Source organism: Janthinobacterium sp. SUN211 (assembly GCF_030587315.1).
GTDB classification, from domain to species: Bacteria; Pseudomonadota; Gammaproteobacteria; order Burkholderiales; family Burkholderiaceae_D; genus Janthinobacterium; species Janthinobacterium kumbetense.
This window is the reverse complement of sequence record NZ_JAPWIC010000009.1, coordinates 186251-206885: the sequence shown is the minus strand read 5'-3', so window position 1 is coordinate 206885 and position 20635 is coordinate 186251. Positions and strand designations below refer to the sequence as shown.

The 20635-nt window shown below is 62.2% G+C and carries 16 protein-coding genes; 9 read left to right on the top strand and 7 right to left on the bottom strand.

The features are described 5' to 3' along the window. Positions 1 to 49: 49 nt before the first annotated feature. The 3 genes from dprA to O3301_RS25135 all read left to right on the top strand — a co-directional run bounded on the left by dprA (position 50) and on the right by O3301_RS25135 (position 4672). Positions 50 to 1153, top strand: coding sequence for a DNA-processing protein DprA (gene dprA, locus O3301_RS25145; protein ID WP_305057797.1), 1104 nt, complete (start codon positions 50 to 52; stop codon positions 1151 to 1153). Positions 1154 to 1247: 94 nt separating this feature from the next. Then, positions 1248 to 1712 (top strand): DUF494 family protein, encoded by a 465-nt coding sequence (locus O3301_RS25140; RefSeq protein WP_099665525.1) that lies wholly within the window; start codon positions 1248 to 1250, stop codon positions 1710 to 1712. A gap of 293 nt (positions 1713 to 2005) precedes the next feature. Beyond that, entirely contained in the window at positions 2006 to 4672 is a 2667-nt protein-coding gene (locus O3301_RS25135; protein ID WP_077399489.1) for a DNA topoisomerase III, read from the top strand. Between the two features lie 231 nt (positions 4673 to 4903). Here the strand turns inward: O3301_RS25135 and O3301_RS25130 are convergent, their stop codons facing one another. From O3301_RS25130 to O3301_RS25120, 3 genes are all read right to left on the bottom strand, one after another. Further along, positions 4904 to 5632: a hypothetical protein gene (locus tag O3301_RS25130; protein WP_251350988.1), complete on the bottom strand. Its 729-nt coding sequence runs from the start codon at positions 5630 to 5632 to the stop codon at positions 4904 to 4906. A 74-nt stretch (positions 5633 to 5706) separates the two neighbouring features. Beyond that, positions 5707 to 7131, bottom strand: a complete 1425-nt coding sequence (locus O3301_RS25125) for an alkaline phosphatase (RefSeq protein ID WP_305057796.1) — start codon at positions 7129 to 7131, stop codon at positions 5707 to 5709. Positions 7132 to 7160: 29 nt separating this feature from the next. After that, complete coding sequence (locus tag O3301_RS25120; protein WP_369812240.1) at positions 7161 to 8612, bottom strand: alkaline phosphatase; 1452 nt, start codon at positions 8610 to 8612, stop codon at positions 7161 to 7163. A 269-nt stretch (positions 8613 to 8881) separates the two neighbouring features. On the opposite strand from O3301_RS25120, the gene O3301_RS25115 reads away from it, so the two are divergent. The 4 genes from O3301_RS25115 (at position 8882) to O3301_RS25100 (ending at position 12539) form a co-directional block, all read left to right on the top strand. After that, complete coding sequence (locus tag O3301_RS25115) at positions 8882 to 9751, top strand: MBL fold metallo-hydrolase (RefSeq protein ID WP_077399502.1); 870 nt, start codon at positions 8882 to 8884, stop codon at positions 9749 to 9751. Positions 9752 to 9771: 20 nt separating this feature from the next. Beyond that, entirely contained in the window at positions 9772 to 10428 is a 657-nt protein-coding gene (locus O3301_RS25110) for a DsbA family protein (protein ID WP_305057795.1), read from the top strand. A 93-nt stretch (positions 10429 to 10521) separates the two neighbouring features. Next, the gene (locus tag O3301_RS25105; RefSeq protein ID WP_251350991.1) at positions 10522 to 11985 is read left to right on the top strand and encodes a catalase; all 1464 of its coding nucleotides are present in this window, start codon (positions 10522 to 10524) and stop codon (positions 11983 to 11985) included. A 170-nt stretch (positions 11986 to 12155) separates the two neighbouring features. Then, positions 12156 to 12539, top strand: a complete 384-nt coding sequence (locus O3301_RS25100; RefSeq protein WP_251350992.1) for a hypothetical protein — start codon at positions 12156 to 12158, stop codon at positions 12537 to 12539. 53 nt (positions 12540 to 12592) lie between these two features. Here O3301_RS25100 and O3301_RS25095 read toward each other — a convergent pair whose 3' ends face one another. The 4 genes from O3301_RS25095 to O3301_RS25080 form a co-directional block, all read right to left on the bottom strand. Next, positions 12593 to 16171 (bottom strand): M1 family aminopeptidase, encoded by a 3579-nt coding sequence (locus O3301_RS25095; RefSeq protein WP_305057794.1) that lies wholly within the window; start codon positions 16169 to 16171, stop codon positions 12593 to 12595. A gap of 10 nt (positions 16172 to 16181) precedes the next feature. Next, positions 16182 to 17075: an ABC transporter ATP-binding protein gene (locus O3301_RS25090; RefSeq protein WP_077399515.1), complete on the bottom strand. Its 894-nt coding sequence runs from the start codon at positions 17073 to 17075 to the stop codon at positions 16182 to 16184. A 203-nt stretch (positions 17076 to 17278) separates the two neighbouring features. Then, positions 17279 to 18475, bottom strand: coding sequence for an ABC transporter permease (locus O3301_RS25085; RefSeq protein WP_077399518.1), 1197 nt, complete (start codon positions 18473 to 18475; stop codon positions 17279 to 17281). A gap of 3 nt (positions 18476 to 18478) precedes the next feature. Next, a complete protein-coding gene (locus O3301_RS25080) occupies positions 18479 to 19258 on the bottom strand; it encodes an ATP-binding cassette domain-containing protein (RefSeq protein ID WP_289906782.1) in 780 nt (259 codons plus the stop codon). A gap of 148 nt (positions 19259 to 19406) precedes the next feature. On the opposite strand from O3301_RS25080, the gene O3301_RS25075 reads away from it, so the two are divergent. Then, positions 19407 to 19838 carry a hypothetical protein gene (locus O3301_RS25075; RefSeq protein WP_077399521.1) on the top strand — a complete coding sequence of 144 codons (432 nt, stop codon included), beginning with the start codon at positions 19407 to 19409 and terminating at the stop codon, positions 19836 to 19838. Positions 19839 to 19923: 85 nt separating this feature from the next. Beyond that, positions 19924 to 20568, top strand: a complete 645-nt coding sequence (gene coq7, locus O3301_RS25070; RefSeq protein ID WP_035824568.1) for a 2-polyprenyl-3-methyl-6-methoxy-1,4-benzoquinone monooxygenase — start codon at positions 19924 to 19926, stop codon at positions 20566 to 20568. Positions 20569 to 20635 lie beyond the last annotated feature (67 nt).

Sequence of the window (20635 nt, the reverse complement as noted above, 5' to 3'; positions counted from 1 at the left end):
GCGCGCCATCGCGCTAGCATGGGAGGGCACAGCACACAGCGAGGTGGTCATGCATGCATTTGCAACGATGGCAGACACGGCCACGGAATTGGCGGGCTGGCTGCGCCTGCAGCATCTGCCCGGCGTGGGGCCGGTGGCGGCGCGCGCCTTGCTGGCCCGCTTCGGCTTGCCGCCGGAGATCTTCGCCACGTCCTTCGAGTCCTTGCGCGAAGCGGTGCCGGCCAGCGTGGCGCGCGCCATCGTGCAGCCGCCCAAGCCCGTGGCCAACAGCCAGCTGGAACTCACCCTGCAGTGGCTGCAGCGGCCCGGCAACGCCGTGCTGACCCTGGCCGATGCCGCGTATCCGCCCCTGCTGCTGGAAATCGCCGATCCGCCGCTGTTGTTATATGTACGGGGGCGGGCGGAACTGCTGTCGCGTCCCGGCGTGGCCATCATCGGCAGCCGCAATGCCAGCGCGCAAGGCATGCAGAATGCGGCCGCTTTCGCGCAAGCGCTGAGCATGGCGGGTCTGACCATCATTTCCGGGCTGGCGCTGGGCATCGATACGCACGCGCACGAGGGCGGCTTGCGCGGCGCGGGCGCTACCGTCGCCGTGATCGGCACGGGCGCCGATCTGGTGTATCCGCGACGTAACCTTGATCTAGCGCAAAGAATTGCCGAACAGGGTTGCATCGTCAGCGAGTACGCGCTGGGCTTGCCCGCCATGCCAGCTAACTTTCCGCGCCGCAACCGCCTGATCAGCGGCCTGGCGCGCGGCGTGCTGGTGATCGAGGCGGCCGCGCAATCGGGTTCATTGATCACGGCGCGCCTGGCCGGCGAGCAGGGGCGCGATGTGTATGCCTTGCCCGGTTCCATCCATGCGACCCTGGCCAAGGGCTGTCATGCATTGATCAAGCAGGGCGCCAAGCTGGTCGAGTCGGCCGATGACGTGCTGCAAGAGTTGCAATGGTTGGGCGGCGTGCCCCAGGTGCCGCCAGCGGTGGAAGACGAAGCGCCGCTGCTAGCCGCGCTGGGTCACGATCCCCTCGATGCCGATACCCTGGCCACGCGCAGCGGCCTGGCCATGGGCGTGCTGATGGGGGAATTGCTGGCGCTGGAGCTGGCGGGCCGGGTGGAACGCTTGCCGGGAGGACTGTTTCAACGCTGTAAATGACAGCTTGTCACTTGTGTGGTGGCCTTGCCGCACGGGGGCGCTTTGTCGGCGCACACCCTTGTGTCGCAGCGAACTTAGCTGATAGAGTAGAGCCATGTTCGATATCCTGGTGTACCTCTACGAGACTTACTATCGCCCCGATGCCTGCCCCGAGCCGGCAGTCCTGGCGCGCAAACTGTCGGCCGTCGGTTTCGACGACGTGGAGATTTCCGAAGCGCTCGTCTGGCTGACGGACTTGAATGCCATGGCCGGCGTCGAACAAACCCTGACGGCCAGCTCCACGGGCACGCGCTTCTATGTGCAGCAGGAAAGCGACGTGCTGGGCACGGCCGCCGTCGGTTTCATCCAGTTCCTGGAAAGCGCCAAGGTGCTGTCGCCGCTGCAGCGCGAAATCGTCATCGAACGGGCGCTGGCGCTCGACGAGGCGCCCGTTTCGCTGGGCAAGCTGAAAGTCATCGTGCTGATGCTGCTGTGGAGCCAGGGCAAGGAACCGGACGCCCTGATGTTCGACGATCTGTTTGTCGACGACGAAGACCTCCCGCCGCGCTTATTGCACTAATATATAGACGTCGCTGGCGGCCGCTGTCGCTGCCGGCCTGACCCTGGCGCCGCCGCCGCGCCATCCCCTTTACCATGTGCTGCACCAGCGCGCCCGCCAGCCTGTTGTGTTTGCGCTTGCGCATTCTTGCTTGCAGATAACTTGCCGAATTCTTCAATAGGCGCTTATCATTGGCCGCTTGACAAGACCACAAGTCACAAGGCCTTGCGCAGACAAAAGCGTCGGCGCCTGGCAATGCACTGTATGATGCGCATGCTGAAACTATCCTAGAGCATTTTTCGAGACTAAAAAATATGACAAAAACCCTCATCATCGCCGAGAAGCCTTCTGTCGCGAACGATATCGCGAAGACGCTTGGCGGCTTTACCAAGCACGATGAGTACTTTGAATCGGATGAATACGTCCTGTCGTCGGCGGTCGGCCACTTGCTGGAGATCGCCGTGCCGGAAGAATTCGACGTGAAGCGCGGCAAATGGAGTTTCGCGCACTTGCCGATGATTCCACCGTATTTCGCGCTGAACCCGATCGCCAAGACGGAAGCGCGCCTCAAAGTATTAAACAAGCTGATCAAACGCAAAGACGTCACCACCCTCATCAACGCATGCGATGCGGGGCGCGAAGGCGAGCTGATTTTCCGCCTGATCGCGCAAAATGCGAAAGCCAAGCAACCGGTCAAGCGCCTGTGGCTGCAGTCGATGACGCCGGGCGCCATCCGCGACGGTTTCTCGCACCTGCGCAGCGACGAAGAAATGCTGCCGCTGGCCGATGCGGCCCGCTGCCGTTCGGAAGCCGATTGGTTGATCGGTATCAATGGCACGCGCGCCATGACGGCGTTTAATTCGAAAGAAGGCGGTTTTTATCTGACTACCGTGGGCCGCGTGCAAACGCCGACCCTGTCCATCGTGGTCGAACGCGAAGACAAGATCAAGAAATTCGTGCCGCGCGACTTCTGGGAAGTGCGCGCCGAATTCGTTTGCGCGGCCGGTATCTATGAAGGCCGCTGGCTCGATACGAAGTTCAAGAAGGACGAGAACGACCCCGAGAAGCGCGCCGAGCGCCTGTGGAGCAAGACAGCTGCCGATTCGATCGCCACCGCCTGCCGCGGCCGCCAAGGCAATGTCACGGAAGAATCGAAACCGACCACCTCGATGGCGCCGGGCCTGTTCGACCTGACCAGCCTGCAGCGCGAAGCGAACTCGCGTTTCGGCTTCTCGGCCAAGAACACCCTGGGCCTGGCCCAGGCGCTGTATGAAAAGCACAAGGTACTGACGTATCCGCGTACCGATTCGCGCCACCTGCCGGAAGACTACATGCCGACCGTGCTGCAGGCGCTGGAAACGGTCAAGGACAACAGCAACTACCACCAGTTCGCCAAGCAGATCATCGACAAGGGCTGGGTCAAGCCGAACAAGCGCATTTTCGACAACACCAAGATCTCGGATCACTTCGCGATCATCCCGACGACGATCGCGCCGAAGAACCTGTCCGAGCCGGAACAGAAGCTGTACGACCTCGTCACGCGCCGCTTCATGGCCGTGTTCTTCCCGCCTGCGGAATTCCAGGTCACCACGCGCTACACGGAAGTGTCCGGCCATCAGTTCAAGACTGAAGGCAAGGTCATGACCAATCCGGGCTGGCTGGCCATCTACGGCAAGGAAGCGTCGACGGACGCCGACAAGGAAAGCAATGGCAACGGCAACCTGGTGCCAGTGGCCAAGGGCGAGAAAGTGCAGACGGAAAGCGTCAACGCCAACGGCCTGGTGACGAAGCCGCCTGCGCGCTTCACGGAGGCGACCTTGCTGTCGGCCATGGAAGGCGCCGGCAAGCTGATCGACGACGACGAGCTGCGCGATGCGATGGCCGGCAAGGGTCTCGGTACCCCGGCGACGCGCGCGGCCACCATCGAGGGCTTGCTGACGGAGCGCTATCTGATCCGCGAAGGCCGCGAATTGATTCCGACGGCCAAGGCATCGCAGCTGATGACTTTGCTCAAAGGCCTGGGCGTCAATGAATTGACGGCGCCGGAGCTGACGGGCGAGTGGGAATACAAGCTGTCGCAGATGGAAAAAGGCAAGATTTCGCGCGAAGAATTCATGCGCGAAATCGCGCAGATGACGCAGATCATCGTCAAGCGCGCCAAGGAATACGATAATGACACCATTCCCGGCGACTATGCGACGCTGGAAACGCCATGCCCGAATTGCAGCGGCGTGGTAAAGGAAAACTACCGTCGTTTCGCCTGCACCAAGTGCGAATTCTCGATGAGCAAGACACCGGGTTCGCGCCAGTTCGAAATTGCCGAAGTGGAACAATTGCTGAAGGACCGCACCATCGGCCCGCTGCAAGGCTTCCGCTCGAAGATGGGCCGTCCGTTCGCCGCCATCCTGCGCATCGTGCGCGATGAAGAGATCAAGAATTTCAAGCTGGAATTCGATTTCGGCCAGAACGACGAGAGCGAAGATGGCGAAGGCGTCGATTTCACGGGCCAGACGCCCGTGGGACCGTGCCCCAAGTGCAACGCCGGCGTGTACGAAATGGGCCTGGCCTATGTGTGCGAACACAGCGTGGCGAAACCGAAGACGTGCGACTTCCGCAGCGGCCGTATCATCTTGCAGCAGGAAATCTTGCCGGAACAAATGGCAAAACTGCTCAACGACGGCAAGACGGACTTGTTGCCGGGCTTTGTTTCGCAGCGTACCCGCCGCCCGTTCAAGGCATTCCTCGTGCGCGGCAAGGATGGCAAGGTGAGCTTCGAGTTTGAAGAGCGCAAGGCCAAGCCGGGCGCCAAGACGAAGGCGGCAGCGGCCGAGGCCGAGGGCGAAGAAGGCGCGGCACCAGCAAAGAAAACGGCCGTCAAGAAAGCGGCAGCCGTCAAAAAAGCACCGGCCAAGAAAGCTGCGGCCGTGAAAAAGCCGGCCGCCAAGAAGGCGCCGGCGAAGAAGGCGGCAGCGGCGGAGTAATCCGGCGCCCGCCGGTCAGGCAAACAAAAGCCAGGGATTTCCCTGGCTTTTTTTACGTCCCGAGGCTGGCTAAGAGCCTGTCCCAGTAGATGAATACATCCCCCGCTGGCGCGCCTCAGAAGCGGGGACTGCGTTGATCGTCGTCGCGTGGCTCGCCACGCGTCCTCCTCACGCCTTGTCCGCGCTCCTGATGTGCTGCCAGCAGAAGACGCTCCCTACTGGGATAGGCTCTTAGTCCAGGTAGTCGGAATACTCGCGCTGCGCGTAGTTCTGCAAGTTGGCCCACGGCTGCGCCTTGCTGACGGTGGGTTGCAGCTTGACGTCGACCCGGCGATAGAAGGTATTCGCGCGGTCGCCGCTCTCGATGATCAGGGGAATCTGTTTTTGCTCATCCCACAGGATGCGCTGGAACACGCCATTCTTTTCCACTTCGCGCCAGCGCGCGCCCGTCACGTTCGACGCCTGTTTCGACAGCGGCATGGCGGCCACCAGTTTCGGGTCCAGCAGATAAAAACTGTTTTCCCAGGAACCGTCGAAATTGACGTTTTCGTACTCGGCCTTGGGGATGGCGACGACGATCTTGTCATGCGCATCGATGTATTCCACGCGCACGGTGTTCTTTTCCAGCATCACGTGGCGCGGTATCAGCACGGGATTGAAGTGCTTGTGCTCATGCTGCGTGGCCGCGGTCGACGTTTTCAATGCCACTTTCTTGTTTTCACCGTGGCTGTGGCCCGCATGCGCATCGGTCGACGGCGCCAGCACGCGCTCGACCCACACGTGGCCGGGGCGGCGCAGCATCTTTTCTTCGTAGCGGCTTTCGCGCGTCACACCTTCGGGCGTCAGGACGCGGCTGTAATAGGTGATGCCCAGGTCCAGGTCGGCAGGCGTGGCAGGAGCGGCTTGCGCGCTGGCGGCAAAGCCGGCGGCGAGGAGGACGGCGATCAGGGACGATTTCATGGTGTTGCCTTTACGTGCAGAGGGGCGGAGGGCATACGCCATCCGCCCCGGTGGGGTTACCGTGTTGATGTGGATCAGAAGCCGAAGGCCGCCTTCAGCAGGTCAAACACCTTGGTGTTGTCCAGGGTGCCCTTGAAGGCCTTCGCGCCGGCGCCCGTGGCGAGCAGCTTGACGTCGCCGCCGCCGTGGGTTTCGCTGGCCAGGCGCACGCCTGTTTCTTGCAGGTAGTTGTCTTTCATGGCCGTGGCGCTGTCGACGTTGCTGCGCAGAGCAGGGCGGTTCGGGCCGTTGCCGAACACCAGGGTGGTGTAGGTATTGCCATCGATATCCTTGCTCGGCTGGTTATCCTTGTAGCCGCGGTTGATGTCGAGGATATGGTTGCCGCGCTTGCCATAGCCGTTGAAGGCCAGGGTATGGTCATGGTCGGCCGTGACGACGATCAGGGTATTTTCCAGCTTCGGATCGGTTTCCTTGATCTTGGCGATGGCCACCTTGATGGCGTCGTCGAAGGCGATGGTGTCCGTCAGCGCGCGCTTGGCGTTGATGCCGTGCAAGGCGTGGTCGATACGGCCGCCTTCGACCATCAGGAAGTAGCCGTTCGCATTTTTCGACAGCAAGTCGATGGCTTTCAGCGTCATTTCCGACAGGCTAGGCTGGGTCGCGCCTTCGCCCAGCGGCGGCGTGGCGGTGCGGTCCAGTTCATATTCCAGGTGGCTGCGGGTGCTGTACAGGCCGATGAATTTCTTGCCGCTCTGCGCCGCAGCCATTTCCGCCTTGTTGGCGGCCACGGTGTAGCCCTTGGCGGCAAATTCCGTCAACAGGTTGCGGCCATCGGCGCGGCCATACTTGTTGCTGGCCGACCAAGGCGTAAAGTGGTTGCGGCCGCCACCCATCAGCACGTCGACGCCGTCGCCCAGGGCCGCGTTGTAGCCCGCGCCGCCCGGTACCGTTTGTGCGGCGATCGCGTATTGCGCATTGCGGTTGCAGATGTGCGAGAAAGTCGTCGCCGGCGTGGCGTGCGTCAGTTCCGTGGTGGTGATGGCGCCCACGGCCTTGCCCTTGGCTTTCGCCAATTCCAGGATGGTCGGCGCGCTCTTGCCGCCGGCCGGGCAGTTGTCCACGCCCAGGTTGCCGTTGACGTCGCGGCTCGGTTCCTTGGCGATGGTGTCCTGCGCCATCGAGATGACTTCATTGTTCATCTTGACGCCGGTCATGTAGGCGGCCATCGATGGCGCGCTGTCCGTCGTTTGCGCATCGTTCGAGAACGTCTTGATGCGCGCCGTGCGCTCCAGCGTGTCCATCGTCAGGTTGCCGTCTTCCTGGTACTGGTAGATGCGCGCTGCCGTCACGACGGACGGGCCCATGCCGTCGCCGAGGAAGAAGATGACGTTCTTGGCGTCGGCAGCGTAGGCGCTGGCGACGCTGGCGGCCACGAGCGTGGTCAGCAAGGAGAGTTTCAGGGCCGATTTCAGTGCGGCGGGTGTCGATGCAAGTTTCATGTGCTTGTCCAATTCTTGTCTCTTGGGGATTACAGACCGCCGGCGGTCTTGACCAGGCCGAATACTTTGGTGTTTTCGATGGTGCCAAGGAAGGTTTCCGAACCCTTGCCGATGGCGCCCAGGAAGACGTCGGTGCCGCCGTGGGTTTCATTGCCGACCGCGGTGCGGATCACTGCTTCCTGGTGGTAATTATTGGCGCTGGTGACGGTTTCATCGAGGCTGGCCATGGCGGCGCGGCTCGATTGCGTGCGGTTTTCGCCATTGCCGAAGCCGATGATCGAATACGGTGCGCCATCCAGGTCTTTCTCGACCGCGCCGGTCACGTAGTTCTTCACCACGCCCAGCACGCCAGGGTTGCCGGCAGCCGTCTTGCCCGTGCGCTTGGCGTAGCCGTTCAGCACCAGCGTGTGGTCATGGTCGGCCGTGACGACGATCAGGGTATTGGCCAGGGTCGGATCGGTCAGCTTGGCTTTTTCGATGGCGGCCTTGATGGCGTTGTCGAATGCGACGGTGTCTTGCAGCGCTTTCTTGGCGGTCGTTTCGTGCAGCGCATGGTCGATGCGGCCGCCTTCGACCATCAGGAAGTAACCCTTTTTGTTCTTGGCCAGCACGTCCATGGCCTTGGTGGTCATTTCCGCCAGGCTAGGTTCCTTCGCTGCGTCGCGGTCCAGGTCGTAGCTCATGTGGCTGGACGTGAATACGCCGAACAAACGGTCCGTCTTGGCCGCATCGACGGCCTTGAAGTCGGTGGCGTTGTTGGCGACCGTGTAGCTTTTGGCTTTCAATTCGGCGATCAGGTCGCGGCCGTCGGAACGCTTGCCGCCATCCTTGAACTGCGTGAAGAATTGCGCGCCGCCACCGAGGACCACTTCCAGGCCGGTGGTGCCCAGGGCGCTGTTGTAGCCCGTGCCGCCCGGCACCAGGGCCGCGGCGATATCGTTTTCCAGGTCGCGGTGGCAGATGTGCGAGTAGGTTGCGGCCGGCGTGGCGTGCGTCACGCGCGCCGTGCTGACGACGCCGGCGGCGAAGCCCTTGGCCTTGGCCAGTTCCAGCAAGGTGGTGGCGGGCGTGCCGTTGCCGGTGCCGCATTTGTTGACCAGCTTATTGTTGTTCGCATCCGTGCCCGGATCGATGGCGACCGTGTTGGCCGACATGGAAATGACTTCATTGTTCATCTTGACGCCGGTCATGTAGGCGGCCATCGATGGCGCGCTGTCCGTCACTTGCGCGTCGTTCGAGTACGTTTTCACGAAGGCCGTTTCCGGCAGGGTGTCCATGGTCAGCGCACCCTCTTCGCCCACGGAATAGATGCGCGCGGCCGTCATGGTGGTCAGGCCCATGCCATCGCCAAGGAAGAAGATGACGTTTTTCGGCGGCGCTTCAGCCACTGTCTCTTCTTTTTTTGCGTCGCTGCCGCAGGCGGCCAGCATCAGGGTGATGGCGACGCTGCAGCCAGCGACGGAAATTTTTCTGCGTGTCATGTGGTTCATCCGGCTAGGTTTGAAAGAGCTAGCAAGATAACAATCCAATGTGACACCCTCATGACGCTGTGACACATTTTGCGACGGCACTACGCCGCCGCAGTGGCGTGGCTTTGGCGCGCGCCGTCGTTGGAAAAATACGCCGTAGCGTGTTCGTCATCGCGTAATTGCATCGATATAAGCAACAAACTATTGCGCTTTACCTAGTTTTTCTGCCGCTTTGAGCAACGTAAGATGCAGTCATCCCAATCATCTTGTGAAGGCGCATCATGTTCTCCAAATCCATCAGCAGCGTTCTTGTCTCCACCCTGTTTGCCGCCGGCGCCGCCTCGGCCGCCGCCAGCGCACCCCTGACCCTGGAAGTCTTCAATCCGGGCGAAGCGGCCATCTTTCCCGTCGCTTCCGTGCTGGTCGCGGGCAAGCATGACGCCGTGTTGATCGATGCGCAATTCTCGCGCGCCGAAGCGCAAAAACTGGTGGAAAAGATCCGCGCCAGCGGCAAGAAACTGACGACGGTGTACATCAGCCACAGCGATCCCGATTTTTACTTTGGCCTCGACGTGATCAAGGCAGCGTTCCCGCAGGCGAAAATCGTTGCCACGCCAGAAACCGTCGCGGAAATCCGCCGCAAGGCTGACGCCAAGGTCGCCTACTGGGGCCCGATCCTGAAAGACAATGCGCCGCACGGCATCGTCATTCCCGACGCGCTGAAGGGCAAGCGCATCAGCCTGGAAGGCCAGTCGCTGGACATCGCCGGCCCGACGCCAGCGCGCACCTATGTGTGGATTCCATCGATCAAGGCCGTCGTCGGCGGCGTGGTGCTGTTTGGCAACTTGCACGTGTGGACGGCCGATACGCAAAGCCTGCAATCGCGCCAGGACTGGCTCAAGACCCTGGACGGCATCGCCGCCCTGAAACCCGTCACCGTCGTGCCGGGCCACTTCAAGGTCGGTTCGCCCCTGACGCCGGACAGCATCGGTTTTACGCGTGACTACCTGGTGACGTTCGAAGCGGAAACGGCCAAGGCCGCCAATTCGGCCGCCCTGATCGAGGCGATGAAACAGCATTATCCGAAGCTGGGCCTCGATGGCGCATTGGAGACCAGTGCGAAGGTGGCCAAAGGCGAAATGAAATGGTAAGCGGCAACAAGGAGTCAACCATGCCCACATTGCACTACATTTTCGATCCCCTGTGCGGCTGGTGCTACGGCACTGCGCCGCTGGTCGAGGCGGCACGCGCTGTGCCCGGACTGACGCTGGCCTTCCACGCCGGCGGCATGATGACGGGCAGCAATCGCCGCCAGATCACGCCCGCCTGGCGCGGCTATGTGCTGCCGCATGACCGGCGCATCGAGCAATTGTCTGGCCAGCCCTTCGGCGACGCCTATATCAACGGCTTGCTGAACGACACCACGGCCATGATGGATTCCGAACCGCCGATCACGGCCATACTGGCGGCCGAATCGCTGGCTGGCAAGGGCCTGGACATGCTGCAACGCGTGCAACGGGCCCATTACGTGGACGGCTTGCGCATCGCCGACCTGCCCGTGCTGGTGGCGCTGGCGCAAGAACTGGGCATGGACGGCGCCGCCTTCGAGGCCGCGTATGCGCAACAGGCGGGCGCCGCCACGCAGCGGCATATCGACGCCAGCCGCGCCTTGCTGGCGCAGGTGGGCGGCCAGGGCTTTCCCACCTTCGTGCTCGACGATGGCAGCGGCAAGCTGTCCGTGATCGATATCGGCGGCTTCCTGGGCCAGCCGGCGAAGCTGCAGGCGCAACTGGCCGGCGTGTGCGATGCGCAAGGTTGTGCATTGTAAATATCTATCGGTTCGATAAAATCAATTAGCTTTTCCTTTGTTGTTGACCTCGTTACACTAGTTCTATTAGTCAACAACGAAGGAAAAGCAGCCATGAGCCAACAGCCGCCATTCAGTACCGCCTCGGGCATCCCCGTCGCCGACAACCAGAATTCCCTCAGCGCCGGCCCCCGTGGCCCCTTGCTGCTGCAAGACTTTCACCTGATCGAAAAACTCCAGCATTTCAACCGCGAGCGCATCCCCGAGCGCGTGGTGCACGCGAAAGGTTCGGGTGCCTATGGCACCTTTACCGTCACGCACGACATTTCGCGCCATACCAAGGCCAAGCTGTTCAGTGAAGTGGGCAAGCAGACGGCCACCTTCGCGCGCTTTTCCACCGTCGGTGGCGAACGCGGCAGCGCCGATACGGAACGTGACCCGCGCGGTTTCGCCGTGCGCTTCTATACGGAAGAGGGCAATTGGGACTTGGTTGGCAACAACACGCCCATGTTCTTCATCAAGGACCCGATCAAGTTTCCCGACTTTGTCCACACGCAAAAGCGCGATCCGCAAAGCAACTTGAAATCGGCGGAAATGATGTTCGATTTCTGGAGCCATGCGCCGGAAAGCTTGCACCAGGTCACCATGCTGTTCTCGGACCGGGGCACGCCGGACGGCTACCGCCACATGGATGGCTTCGGTAGCCACACGTATAGCCTGATCAATGCCGACGGCCAGCGTGTGTATGTGAAATGGCACTTCAAGACGCGCCAGGGCATCAAGAACCTGCCTGCCGCGGAAGCGGGCCGCCTGGCCGGTGCCGACCCCGACTACGCCCAGCGCGACCTGTTCGGCGCCATCGAACGCGGCGATTTTCCCCAGTGGGAAGTCAAGCTGCAGGTGGCGACGCAGGAGCAACTCGATGCATGGGAGCAGCGCACGGGCTGGAACCCGTTCGATTTGACGAAAGTGTGGCCGCATGCGGACTTCCCGCTGCTGCCCGTGGGTATTTTCGAGTTGAACCGTAACCCGGACAATTACCACGCGGAAGTCGAGCAAGCGGCCTTTTCACCGGCCAACGCCGTGCCCGGCATGGGTTACTCGCCGGACAAGATGCTGCAAGGCCGATTGTTCGCCTACCACGACGCCCAGCTGTACCGGGTCGGCACGAACCACCAGCACTTGCCCGTGAATGCGGCCCGCTGCCCCTTCCACAACCAGCAGCGCGATGGCGGCATGGCGATCAACAATGGCGGCGCGGCACGCAACTATGCGAACGTGGCGGCGGCAGGCACGCAGCCGCAAGGGCTGGGCCACGGCGAGCCGGCGCTGGACCTGGCCGGCGGCGCGGCGCGCTACGATGGCCGCGGCGTGGAAGATGATTACACGCAAGCCGGCAATCTGTTCCGCTTGATGTCGGTGCAGGCGAAGCAAAACCTGTTCGACAACCTGGCCGGTCCCTTGAGCCAGGTGCGGCCGGAAACCCTGCAGCGTCAGCTGGGCCACTTCGACCGTGCCGATGCCGCGTATGGCGCCGGCGTGCGGGCCGCCTTGCAGGCGCGTGGTGTGGTGCTGTAATTGTGTGTTGCAGGCGGAACAAGCTTGTTCCGCCTGTTGTTGATACAGCACAAATTAGAGGGAGATACCAAATATTGCCGTATGGACATATTTGCCGCCCATGCGTAGACTTGTCGGTCTGATGATCGCGCCGCCTCCCTGGCAGCGTCCTGACTAGAAAGTCTTGTAATATGAATATGGCGAAGCTGTCGGTGCATGGGGACGACCCCACGCTCAAATCCATCCTCGAAGTCTTGCCCACGGATCCCGAACGGCAATGGCGCAAGGGCGAGGCGAAGGGCGCGGGCCGCGTGCATCTCGATTCCGGCTTCGAGGTGCTGATCGCGCAGGCATCCAAATCGCAAGTGTTGCCCTCGCGCATACGCAGCTACCTGGCCGAATGCCGCTCGCGCGGCGTCAGCTTCACCATGCCGCGTATCGTTGCCGAGCTGCAACTGGAGCTGAATGGCGACGACACGGTCGACTCTCCGCTGGATCTGACCCTGGCCGACATGCAGCACCTGACGGAAATGGGCATCAGCCTGAGCCTGGTGACGCGTTGCGCCGAGGCTTGAGGAGCGCCTGAGAATAAAAAAAATGGCCACCTTTCCAGGGTGGCCATTTTTTGTCATGGTTCGGCGATATCGACGGTGACCATATTGTCATCGGGCTTGCGGTCGATCAGCTTGTTGTCCGGATCGATGCCCGCCTTGCCGGGACGGCTGCCCACGATGACGGTATAGCTCGCTTCGCGCGCCGTCATGCGCAGGCGTTCGCGCAGCAGCGGATGGCCGTTCGCGTCGTCGACGCCGATCTCGATCCAGTCGTGCAGGGGCGCGTCGTGCTCCTCGCCCTGTTCGCCGGCCGTCAACTTGCTCGCCTGCACTTTCACGGTGACGGCGTACTTGCCGTCGCTGCGTTTCGTGGCCGTGGCCGACAGGGCGCGGTTGTCGAACAGCACGATTTTCTCGAACAGGTCGTCGATCAGGTAAGCCTGCTCGGGCGGCGTGATCTGGCGCAAGCCCTGGATCAGGGCCGTCACGCTGGCATACGGCGGGCCTTTCTGGCCATGGCTCTTCAGCAACTCGCGCAGCACGCCGTTGACCTTGTCTTCGCCGATGATGTCTTGCAGCAAGTACATGGCCAGGCTGCCCTTGTTGTAGTGGATGTAGGGCTGGTTTTCATTCTCGGCCAGCGGCAATTCCTTCTTGCGCTCTTCGCTGCGTCCCATCAGGTATTGATTCAGGTCATAGCGCAGGAAGCGGCGCATCTTGGCCGGCCCCGCGGTTTTCTTCATCACCATCAGGGCTGAATATTCGGCCAGGGTTTCGCTGAGCACGGTAGCGCCCCGTGTATTGCCGCCCACCAATTGATGCGCCCACCACTGGTGCGCCACTTCATGCGCCGTCACGTAGAACGGATAATCGATATCCTTGGGATTCTTGTCATCGACCCTGGCGATGAAGCCCAGCCCTTCCGAGTACGGTATCGTGTTCGGGAACGATTGCGCAAACGTGGCGTAGCGGGGGAACTCGACGATGCGCAGGACCTTGTGCTGGTAGGGGCCGAAGTTCTTCGTGTAGTACTCGAGCGCTTCCTTGCTGCCGCGCACGAAGCGATCGAGGTTGTATTCATGGCCAGGGTGGTAATACACGTCGATGGCCACGTCTTGCCAGCGCTCGTGCTTGACGGCGTAGCGGGCCGACTGGAACGCGTAGAAATTCAGGATCGGCTGTTCCATCGTGTAATGGAAGTAATGGCGGCCCTTGGCGATCCAGTCGTTGTCCAGCATGCCCGGCGCGATGGCTGTCTGGCCGTCGACGGTACTGACGGTGGCGTCGAAGTTGATGCGGTCGGCGTCGTTGCTGATGTAATTGTCGGCCAGCCCCCGCGCATCGTCGCGCGGCAAGGCCCGTTCGCGCGCCGGCAAGCCGTGTTTCTTGCGGTCGCGCGGATCCGTCAATTCCTGCTGCGGCTGGTAGCCGATGTGGGGCAGCACGGCATTCGTGAAGAAGGTGCCGTTGGCCACCACGGGCGTGTCCTGCCCCAGGCCGAAGATGCCGCGCGGCGCAAAGCGGACGTCGAAATCGAGGCCCAGGGTGGCGCCCGGCGCCAGCGGCGCGGCCAGGCGGTAGCTGTAAAAGCCCAGTTTGCCGTCATCGAGGCCGGGATGCACGCGTGCGTCAAAACGCAGGCGCATGGTGGAGCTCGGATCTTGCTGCACAAAAATATGGCTGATCGGCAGGCTGGTCTTGTTTTGCAGCACATAGCGGCCCGTGACGGCCAGGGTGCGCTGCGCCGGGTAGATGGCCACGTCGAGTTTCACGTCGGTGATTCTCGGCTGCGGCGTGGCGGCAAACTTGCGGTACTGGCGCTCGACTGTGGCGCGGTCCGCATCGCGGGCGAATTCGGACTTGTAATCGTTGGCCACGTGGTAGACGTAGAACAGGACCGCGCCGGCGCCGACGAAGATCAGGGCGCCGCCGGCAAAGCTGGCCAGCACGCCCTGCGTCAGGCCGTGGCGTGCCAGGCGCAGGCGGATGCGCCAGCTGTCCTGCGCGCCGCGGGGCCAGAACAGCAGCGACAGCACCGTCAGCATGACGGCCGCGCCGCTCCAGTACAGCAAGTACCAGCGTTCGCGCAACAGATAGTGGCCGGCGCCGTTCATGGCCGAATACACGAAGTCCGGCGTGTTTCCGTACAGCAGCAGCGGGTCGCCCAGGCCCAGCGAGGAAAAGCTGATGCTGGCGATGTGGTACAGGATCATGGCGAAATACGCCAAATACTTGTGATTGATCAATACCTGCAAAAAGATGGCCAGCACGGCGATCAGCGCGTAGGACGGCAGGTGCGACAGGAACAGCGATTCCAGGTACAGGCCGGGGTCGAGGCGGTAATAACCCTTGAAGACCTGGATCGACATGCCGCACAGCATGATTACCAGGCTCAGCAAGGCCTGCAGGCCGATCAGCGCAAACAGTTTCGACAGCAGGGGCAGCCAGTTCGGCACGGGCAGGGCGTCGAGCATCAAGTGCGTGCCCGCCTCGCGTTCGCGCCACACCAGTTCGCCCGCATAGAAAGTGGTAATGATCAGCATGAACAGGGCGAACGAGGCGCTGACCATGTCCAGCACCCTTTCCGTCACGGGATACGTATTCGTGCCATAGATGGAACCCATGTCGAGCGCGCCGCCATACATGGTCAGCACGCCGGCCAGCACGATGACGACAAAATAGATGTTCTTGATGGTTTCGCGCAGATTCAGCCAGCTCATCTTGAGGAGCAGGGCGGCCAGGTTGCGCTGCGCGAAGTCCGGTGTTTCCTGCGTGGACAGCGAAGCGTTCGACAGGCGCAGCGGGACGTCGCCCTCGCTGCGGCGCTTGCCGGCGCCCGCATCCGTCGTGGCGTGGAACTGGAAGCGCCAGTAGCCGAGCAGCAATGCCACCAGGGCGAAGCCGGACCAGATGGCGCGGTTCAGCAAATACACGCCTTCCAGGGTCACCAGGCGCGTGTTGCGCTCCGCGTTCGGCCAGTATTCCGTCAGGCGTATCAGCGCCGTGGTGCCGAAGGGGTCGATCAGGGCGGCCAGGGTCTTGTAGTCGAGGTCGCGCGCCAGGGACGGGGCCACCAGGTAGCCGATCAGCATGACCACCGAGCTGATGTAGACGGGCAGCATGCGCCGCGTCAGGGCCGCGATGACGAAGAAGATGGCGCCAAAGATGAACAGGTTTGGCAGCAGGGTAAACACATACGGCATCAGGTAGGCCAGCGCCCGTTGCGGCCCCAGCCGTTCCGGGTCGATGCCGGGCAGCCAGGCGCCCAGCCAGGCACCGATGACGATGCTGGAAAACACGACAGCCAGCACCAGCCAGGCGCCGAGGAAGCGGCCGAACACGTACTGGTATTTCCGGATCGGCGCGCTGAAGAAGAAATGCTGCATGCCGTATTCGAAATCCTGCTGCACCGAACGGCCCATCATGGCGGCCACCACGACGGCGCCGAAACAGCCCAGCAGGCTGCAGGTAAACGCCAGCGAGCGGGGCGCGTTGATCAGGAACTTGCCGCCGAAACTGATGCTCGCTTCCTTGAAGACGCCGCCGGCGGCGGCCATCCACAGCATGGCCAGCGCCAGGAACATGGCGAAATACACCCAGGTGGACAGCAGCTTGAGCCGCTGTCGCGCTTCAAAGCGGGCGATGGCAAACATGGCGCGCCCCTCAGTCGCACTGCGGGGCGACGCGGTGGCGCCCGGCAATGGTGGCGAAGTACAGGTCTTCCAGGTCGCCGATGGCTTCCTCGAAGCCGTCGCCCGGGTCGTCGTCGCTGTAGACGTGGATCAAGGTACGGCCCGACAGCAAGCGCGTGGAAATGACGGCGTGGCGCTGCTGGAAGCTGGCCAGCTCTTTCTTCTCGACGAAGCGCGCCCAGATCTTGCAGCTGACTTCGTCGATCAGTTCCTGGGTCTTGCCGCAAAGCAGCAAATGGCCCTTGTTGATGATGGCCATGTTGGCGCACAGGTCGGCCACGTCGGACACGATGTGGGTCGACAGGATCACCGTCTTGTCTTCGCCGATGTCGGACAGCAAGTTATGGAAGCGGACTCTTTCCTGCGGGTCGAGGCCGGCCGTCGGCTCGTCGACGATGATCAGTTTCGGGTCGCCCAGCAGGGCTTGCGCGATGCCGAAGCGCTGGCGCATGCCGCCGGAAAAGCTGCCCAGGCGCTGGTGGCGCACGTCGAACAGGTTGGTTTGCTGCAACAGGCCATCGACGACCTCGCGCCGGCGCGCCCGCTGCGACAGGCCTTTCAAGGTGGCGAAGTGGTCGAGCAGTTCGTAGGCCGTCACTTTCGGGTACAGGCCGAAGTCTTGCGGCAGGTAGCCGAGCATGCGGCGGATCTCGTCCTTGTCGTCGAGCACGTCGTAGTCGCCGAAGAAAACGGAGCCGGAATCGCATTCCTGCAAGGTGGCCAGGGTGCGCATCAGGGTCGACTTGCCGGCGCCATTCGGGCCCAGCAAGCCAAACATCCCGGGCGGTATCGTCAGCGACACGTTATCCAGCGCCACCACGCCATTCGCGTAGGTCTTCGACAATTTGCGAATCTGCAATTCCATACAACTCCTAACTCATGCGTTGCAGCCCGATGGTGCAGGGCTTCTGTATGCTGGCATTGTATTGAATTTAAGACGTACTGGGCAGTTGCATGCGATACACGGCATTTTCGCGTGACCAGAGTGCAATTGGGCGGGGTGGACGGCGCGCCCGTGTGGGTCTTCCGTGGGGGCCTGTTTCGCCCCGCTGGCGCGCCGCGTGACTATCAATTACGGAATAGCACCGATTCACGGTTAAACCACCAGCGGCACAGCATCAGCAGGGCGCCTGCGATTACCGTGGTCGAGGCGAGGATCACGCCGAACATGCGGTAATCCATGGTGCCCTTGACCAATTCCTTCATGGCCAGCGACACGTTGGTCAGCGGCACCATGGCCCACATCCAGTTCAGTTCGACGCCGGGCAGCATGGCCGCTACCGTGGGCAGGATGACGAACAGCATCAATGGCGTGATCATGCCGGCCGCTTCCTTGTAGCTTTTCGCGTAGATCGAGATCGACAGCAGCAGCGAGGCAAAGATGGCGGCCGTGGGCACCAGCATCAGGGTCACCATGGCCAGGTCGGGCAAGCCGATGCTGCGCACCATCACGGCCATGTTGCCTTCCAGCGAACTGCCGAAGATGGCCAGCAGGGCGCCCATGCTGCCCACCATCAGCACGGCCGACGTCATGCCCACCGTAAACAGCACGAGGAACTTGGCCAGCACGATGGCGCTGCGCGGCACGGGCGCCAGCAGCAGGGTTTCCAGGGTGCCACGCTCCTTTTCGCCGGCGCCCAGGTCGATGGCCGGATACATGGCCGCCGTCAGGCACACCATCAGCAGCAGATAGGGCAGCATGCCGCCGACGATGGCGCCCATCTGCTCGCGCTCGTTGGCCGTCGACTGTTTGTCGAGCACGATGGGGTGCAGGGCAAAAGCCAGTTGGGCCGGGCTCAGGTTCAGGGCCGACAGCGCGCTTTCGCGCAGGCTGGCGTTGTACGCCTCGACGATCTCGCGCACCCGCTGCTGGGTCACGTCGACCGTGCTGGCGCTGTTGTAGTGCAGCACTACCTTCGTTTGCTGCTGTTGCTGCAGCGATGCTTCAAAATGCGGCGGAATGACGACGGCGAACTTGATGGTGTCGTCGCCGATGGCGCGGCGGATGTCGCCCTCGCTGGCCAGCGGCACTTCGCGCAGGTTGTGCTGCTGGGCAAAACGCCCGCTCAAGCCCGGCGAATGGTCCTTGCCGAACAGGGCGTAGCGCATTTCCGCCGTCTTCGCGTTCTTGAACATATTGCTTGAAACATAAGCGAAGCCGCCAAAGATCAGCGGCATGGCAAAGATGGGGATCAAGATGGTGAAGATCAGCGTCTTGCGGTCGCGCGTGAGTTCCAGCAACTCTTTCACATAGATGGTCCACATGGCTCAGGCTCCCTGGTTGATGACGCTGACAAAGGCGTCGTACAGATCGGCACTGCCGCCCAGGTGGCGCAGGTCGCTGACCGTGCCATTGAAGGCGGTGGTGCCGCGGTTGATGATGCAGACGCGGTCGCACAGCTTTTCCACCTCGTGCAGGTGGTGCGTGGAAAAGATCAGCGGCACGCGTAGCGCCTTGTAGCTGGCGATGAAGTCGAGCAGGATCTTGGCCGACATCACGTCCAGGCCCGTCGTCGGCTCGTCGAGGATCACCACCTGCGGCTCGTGCACGACGGTGCGGGCGATCGCGCACTTCTGTTTCATGCCCGTCGACAATTGATCGGCCCGCTTGCCGCCGTATTCTTCCATTTGCAGCAGGGAAAACAGTTCGTCGCAGCGGCGTTTCAGCTTGTCGGCCGGCATGCCATGCAGGCGGCCGAAATATTCCACGTTCTCGCGCGCCGTCAGGCGGCCATACAAGCCTGTCGAGCCGGACAGGAAGCCGATGCTTTGGCGCGCCACCAGCGGCTGGCGCAGCACGTCGACGCCGTTGACGAGGGCGCTGCCCGCGTCCGCCTGCAAGGCCGTCGACAGCAGGCGCAGGGTGGTGGTCTTGCCGGCGCCATTCGGGCCCAGCAGGCCCAGCACTTCGCCGGGGGCGCAGCTGAAACTGACGTCGCGCACGGCGTGAAACCAGCCCTCGTGTTCGCGCGGATCGCTGACGTGCACGGCCTTGCCCTTGTGGGGCGGCATGCGGAAACGTTTTGCCAGGTGCTTGACCTCAATCATGTGCTTCATCCATTTAACGGTGAAGAATGAGAGTAGCATGCAAAAAATGTAACTTGCAAGGTGGAAATATCGTTTGGTCTATTGAAAAAAACAGCATCTTCATGCAAGCTGGCCCGGTGGGCGCCGGCGGACGGCGCGGGAGAGCGCAATGCAAACGATCGATCAGGCGATGCAGGACAAGGTACTGGCCGTGGCGCGCGCCGGCATGACCAGTGCCGAAGCCATCGGTTTCTTCCGCGTCAGCCTGGGGCTGTACTACCTGGCGGGCCTGATGACGGAGGAAACCCTCGATTTCAAGCAGATCGACGCGAAATACAACCGTTTTATCTACCACTCGATCGGTGGCGGGCACAGCATCGCCAGCGTGCTGCAATTCATGAGCGGCGAGAAAGTCTTGCGCGTGCTGCAAGCGGAGCGTTTTCGCGCCGCGTTTGCCGAACATTGCCCGGACATCCCCGTCGACAGCATTTCTTTCCTGATTTCACTGAACCTGGGCGTGGCGAAAAGCCTGTCCGGCCTGGACGCCGTCGGCCCCGTGGTGGACTGGATCGAGCGGGAAAAAGCGCGCACAAGTCAATAAAGCCCCGTTCACCCTGCGCGCGGCGTGGGTACGGCAGGCCCTGATCGTCCTATAATCCATGTTTTCCCTTACATGAATAGCCACGATGACCGCGAACCGCCACTTTGACCCCCTGGATCGTTTGATTGTTGGCGCCGACAAGGCCCTGCGCGTCATGGCGGGCGTGGCTTCGGCCTCGCGCCCTACGCCGGCCGCGCATGCGCCCGATGCGGAACTGAGCCCGGCCGAACAGCGCCACAGCGCCGGCTTGATGCGCGTCAATCATGTGGGCGAAGTGTGCGCGCAAGCCTTGTACAACTCGCAGGCGCGCTATGCGCACAGCCCGGCCATCCGCGCCCAGTTCGACGAAGCGGGACGCGAAGAGGAAGACCATCTGGCCTGGACGGCGCAGCGCTTGACGGAGCTGGGCTCGCGTCTGAGTCTGCTCAATCCCCTGTGGTATGCGGGTTCGTTTGCGCTGGGCACCATCGCCGCGCGCATGGGCGACGGCCGCAGCCTGGGTTTCGTGGTGGAAACGGAACGCCAGGTGGAAGCGCACCTGGCCAGCCACTTGCAGGAATTGCCGCCGCAGGACGCCAAGTCGCGCGCCATTGTGAAACAGATGGCCATCGATGAAGTGGAACACGGCGCCGCCGCCCAGCGACTGGGCGCCATCGACACCCCGGCGCCCGTGAAGGCGTTGATGGGCATCATGGGCAAAGTGATGACAAAAACCGCGTATTACATTTAAAACAAAGGCGCTCTGAAGAGCGCCTTTTTTATGCATGCCTGAGCCGTGAAACGCCTGACAAAACCGT

Coding starts and splice junctions, on each gene's coding strand:
- dprA (WP_305057797.1), top strand. CDS start 50: ATGCATGCATTTGCAACGATGGCAGACACGGCCACGGAATTGGCGGGC.
- O3301_RS25140 (WP_099665525.1), top strand. CDS start 1,248: ATGTTCGATATCCTGGTGTACCTCTACGAGACTTACTATCGCCCCGAT.
- O3301_RS25135 (WP_077399489.1), top strand. CDS start 2,006: ATGACAAAAACCCTCATCATCGCCGAGAAGCCTTCTGTCGCGAACGAT.
- O3301_RS25130 (WP_251350988.1), bottom strand. CDS start 5,632: ATGAAATCGTCCCTGATCGCCGTCCTCCTCGCCGCCGGCTTTGCCGCC.
- O3301_RS25125 (WP_305057796.1), bottom strand. CDS start 7,131: ATGAAACTTGCATCGACACCCGCCGCACTGAAATCGGCCCTGAAACTC.
- O3301_RS25120 (WP_369812240.1), bottom strand. CDS start 8,612: ATGACACGCAGAAAAATTTCCGTCGCTGGCTGCAGCGTCGCCATCACC.
- O3301_RS25115 (WP_077399502.1), top strand. CDS start 8,882: ATGTTCTCCAAATCCATCAGCAGCGTTCTTGTCTCCACCCTGTTTGCC.
- O3301_RS25110 (WP_305057795.1), top strand. CDS start 9,772: ATGCCCACATTGCACTACATTTTCGATCCCCTGTGCGGCTGGTGCTAC.
- O3301_RS25105 (WP_251350991.1), top strand. CDS start 10,522: ATGAGCCAACAGCCGCCATTCAGTACCGCCTCGGGCATCCCCGTCGCC.
- O3301_RS25100 (WP_251350992.1), top strand. CDS start 12,156: ATGAATATGGCGAAGCTGTCGGTGCATGGGGACGACCCCACGCTCAAA.
- O3301_RS25095 (WP_305057794.1), bottom strand. CDS start 16,171: ATGTTTGCCATCGCCCGCTTTGAAGCGCGACAGCGGCTCAAGCTGCTG.
- O3301_RS25090 (WP_077399515.1), bottom strand. CDS start 17,075: ATGGAATTGCAGATTCGCAAATTGTCGAAGACCTACGCGAATGGCGTG.
- O3301_RS25085 (WP_077399518.1), bottom strand. CDS start 18,475: ATGTGGACCATCTATGTGAAAGAGTTGCTGGAACTCACGCGCGACCGC.
- O3301_RS25080 (WP_289906782.1), bottom strand. CDS start 19,258: ATGATTGAGGTCAAGCACCTGGCAAAACGTTTCCGCATGCCGCCCCAC.
- O3301_RS25075 (WP_077399521.1), top strand. CDS start 19,407: ATGCAAACGATCGATCAGGCGATGCAGGACAAGGTACTGGCCGTGGCG.
- coq7 (WP_035824568.1), top strand. CDS start 19,924: ATGACCGCGAACCGCCACTTTGACCCCCTGGATCGTTTGATTGTTGGC.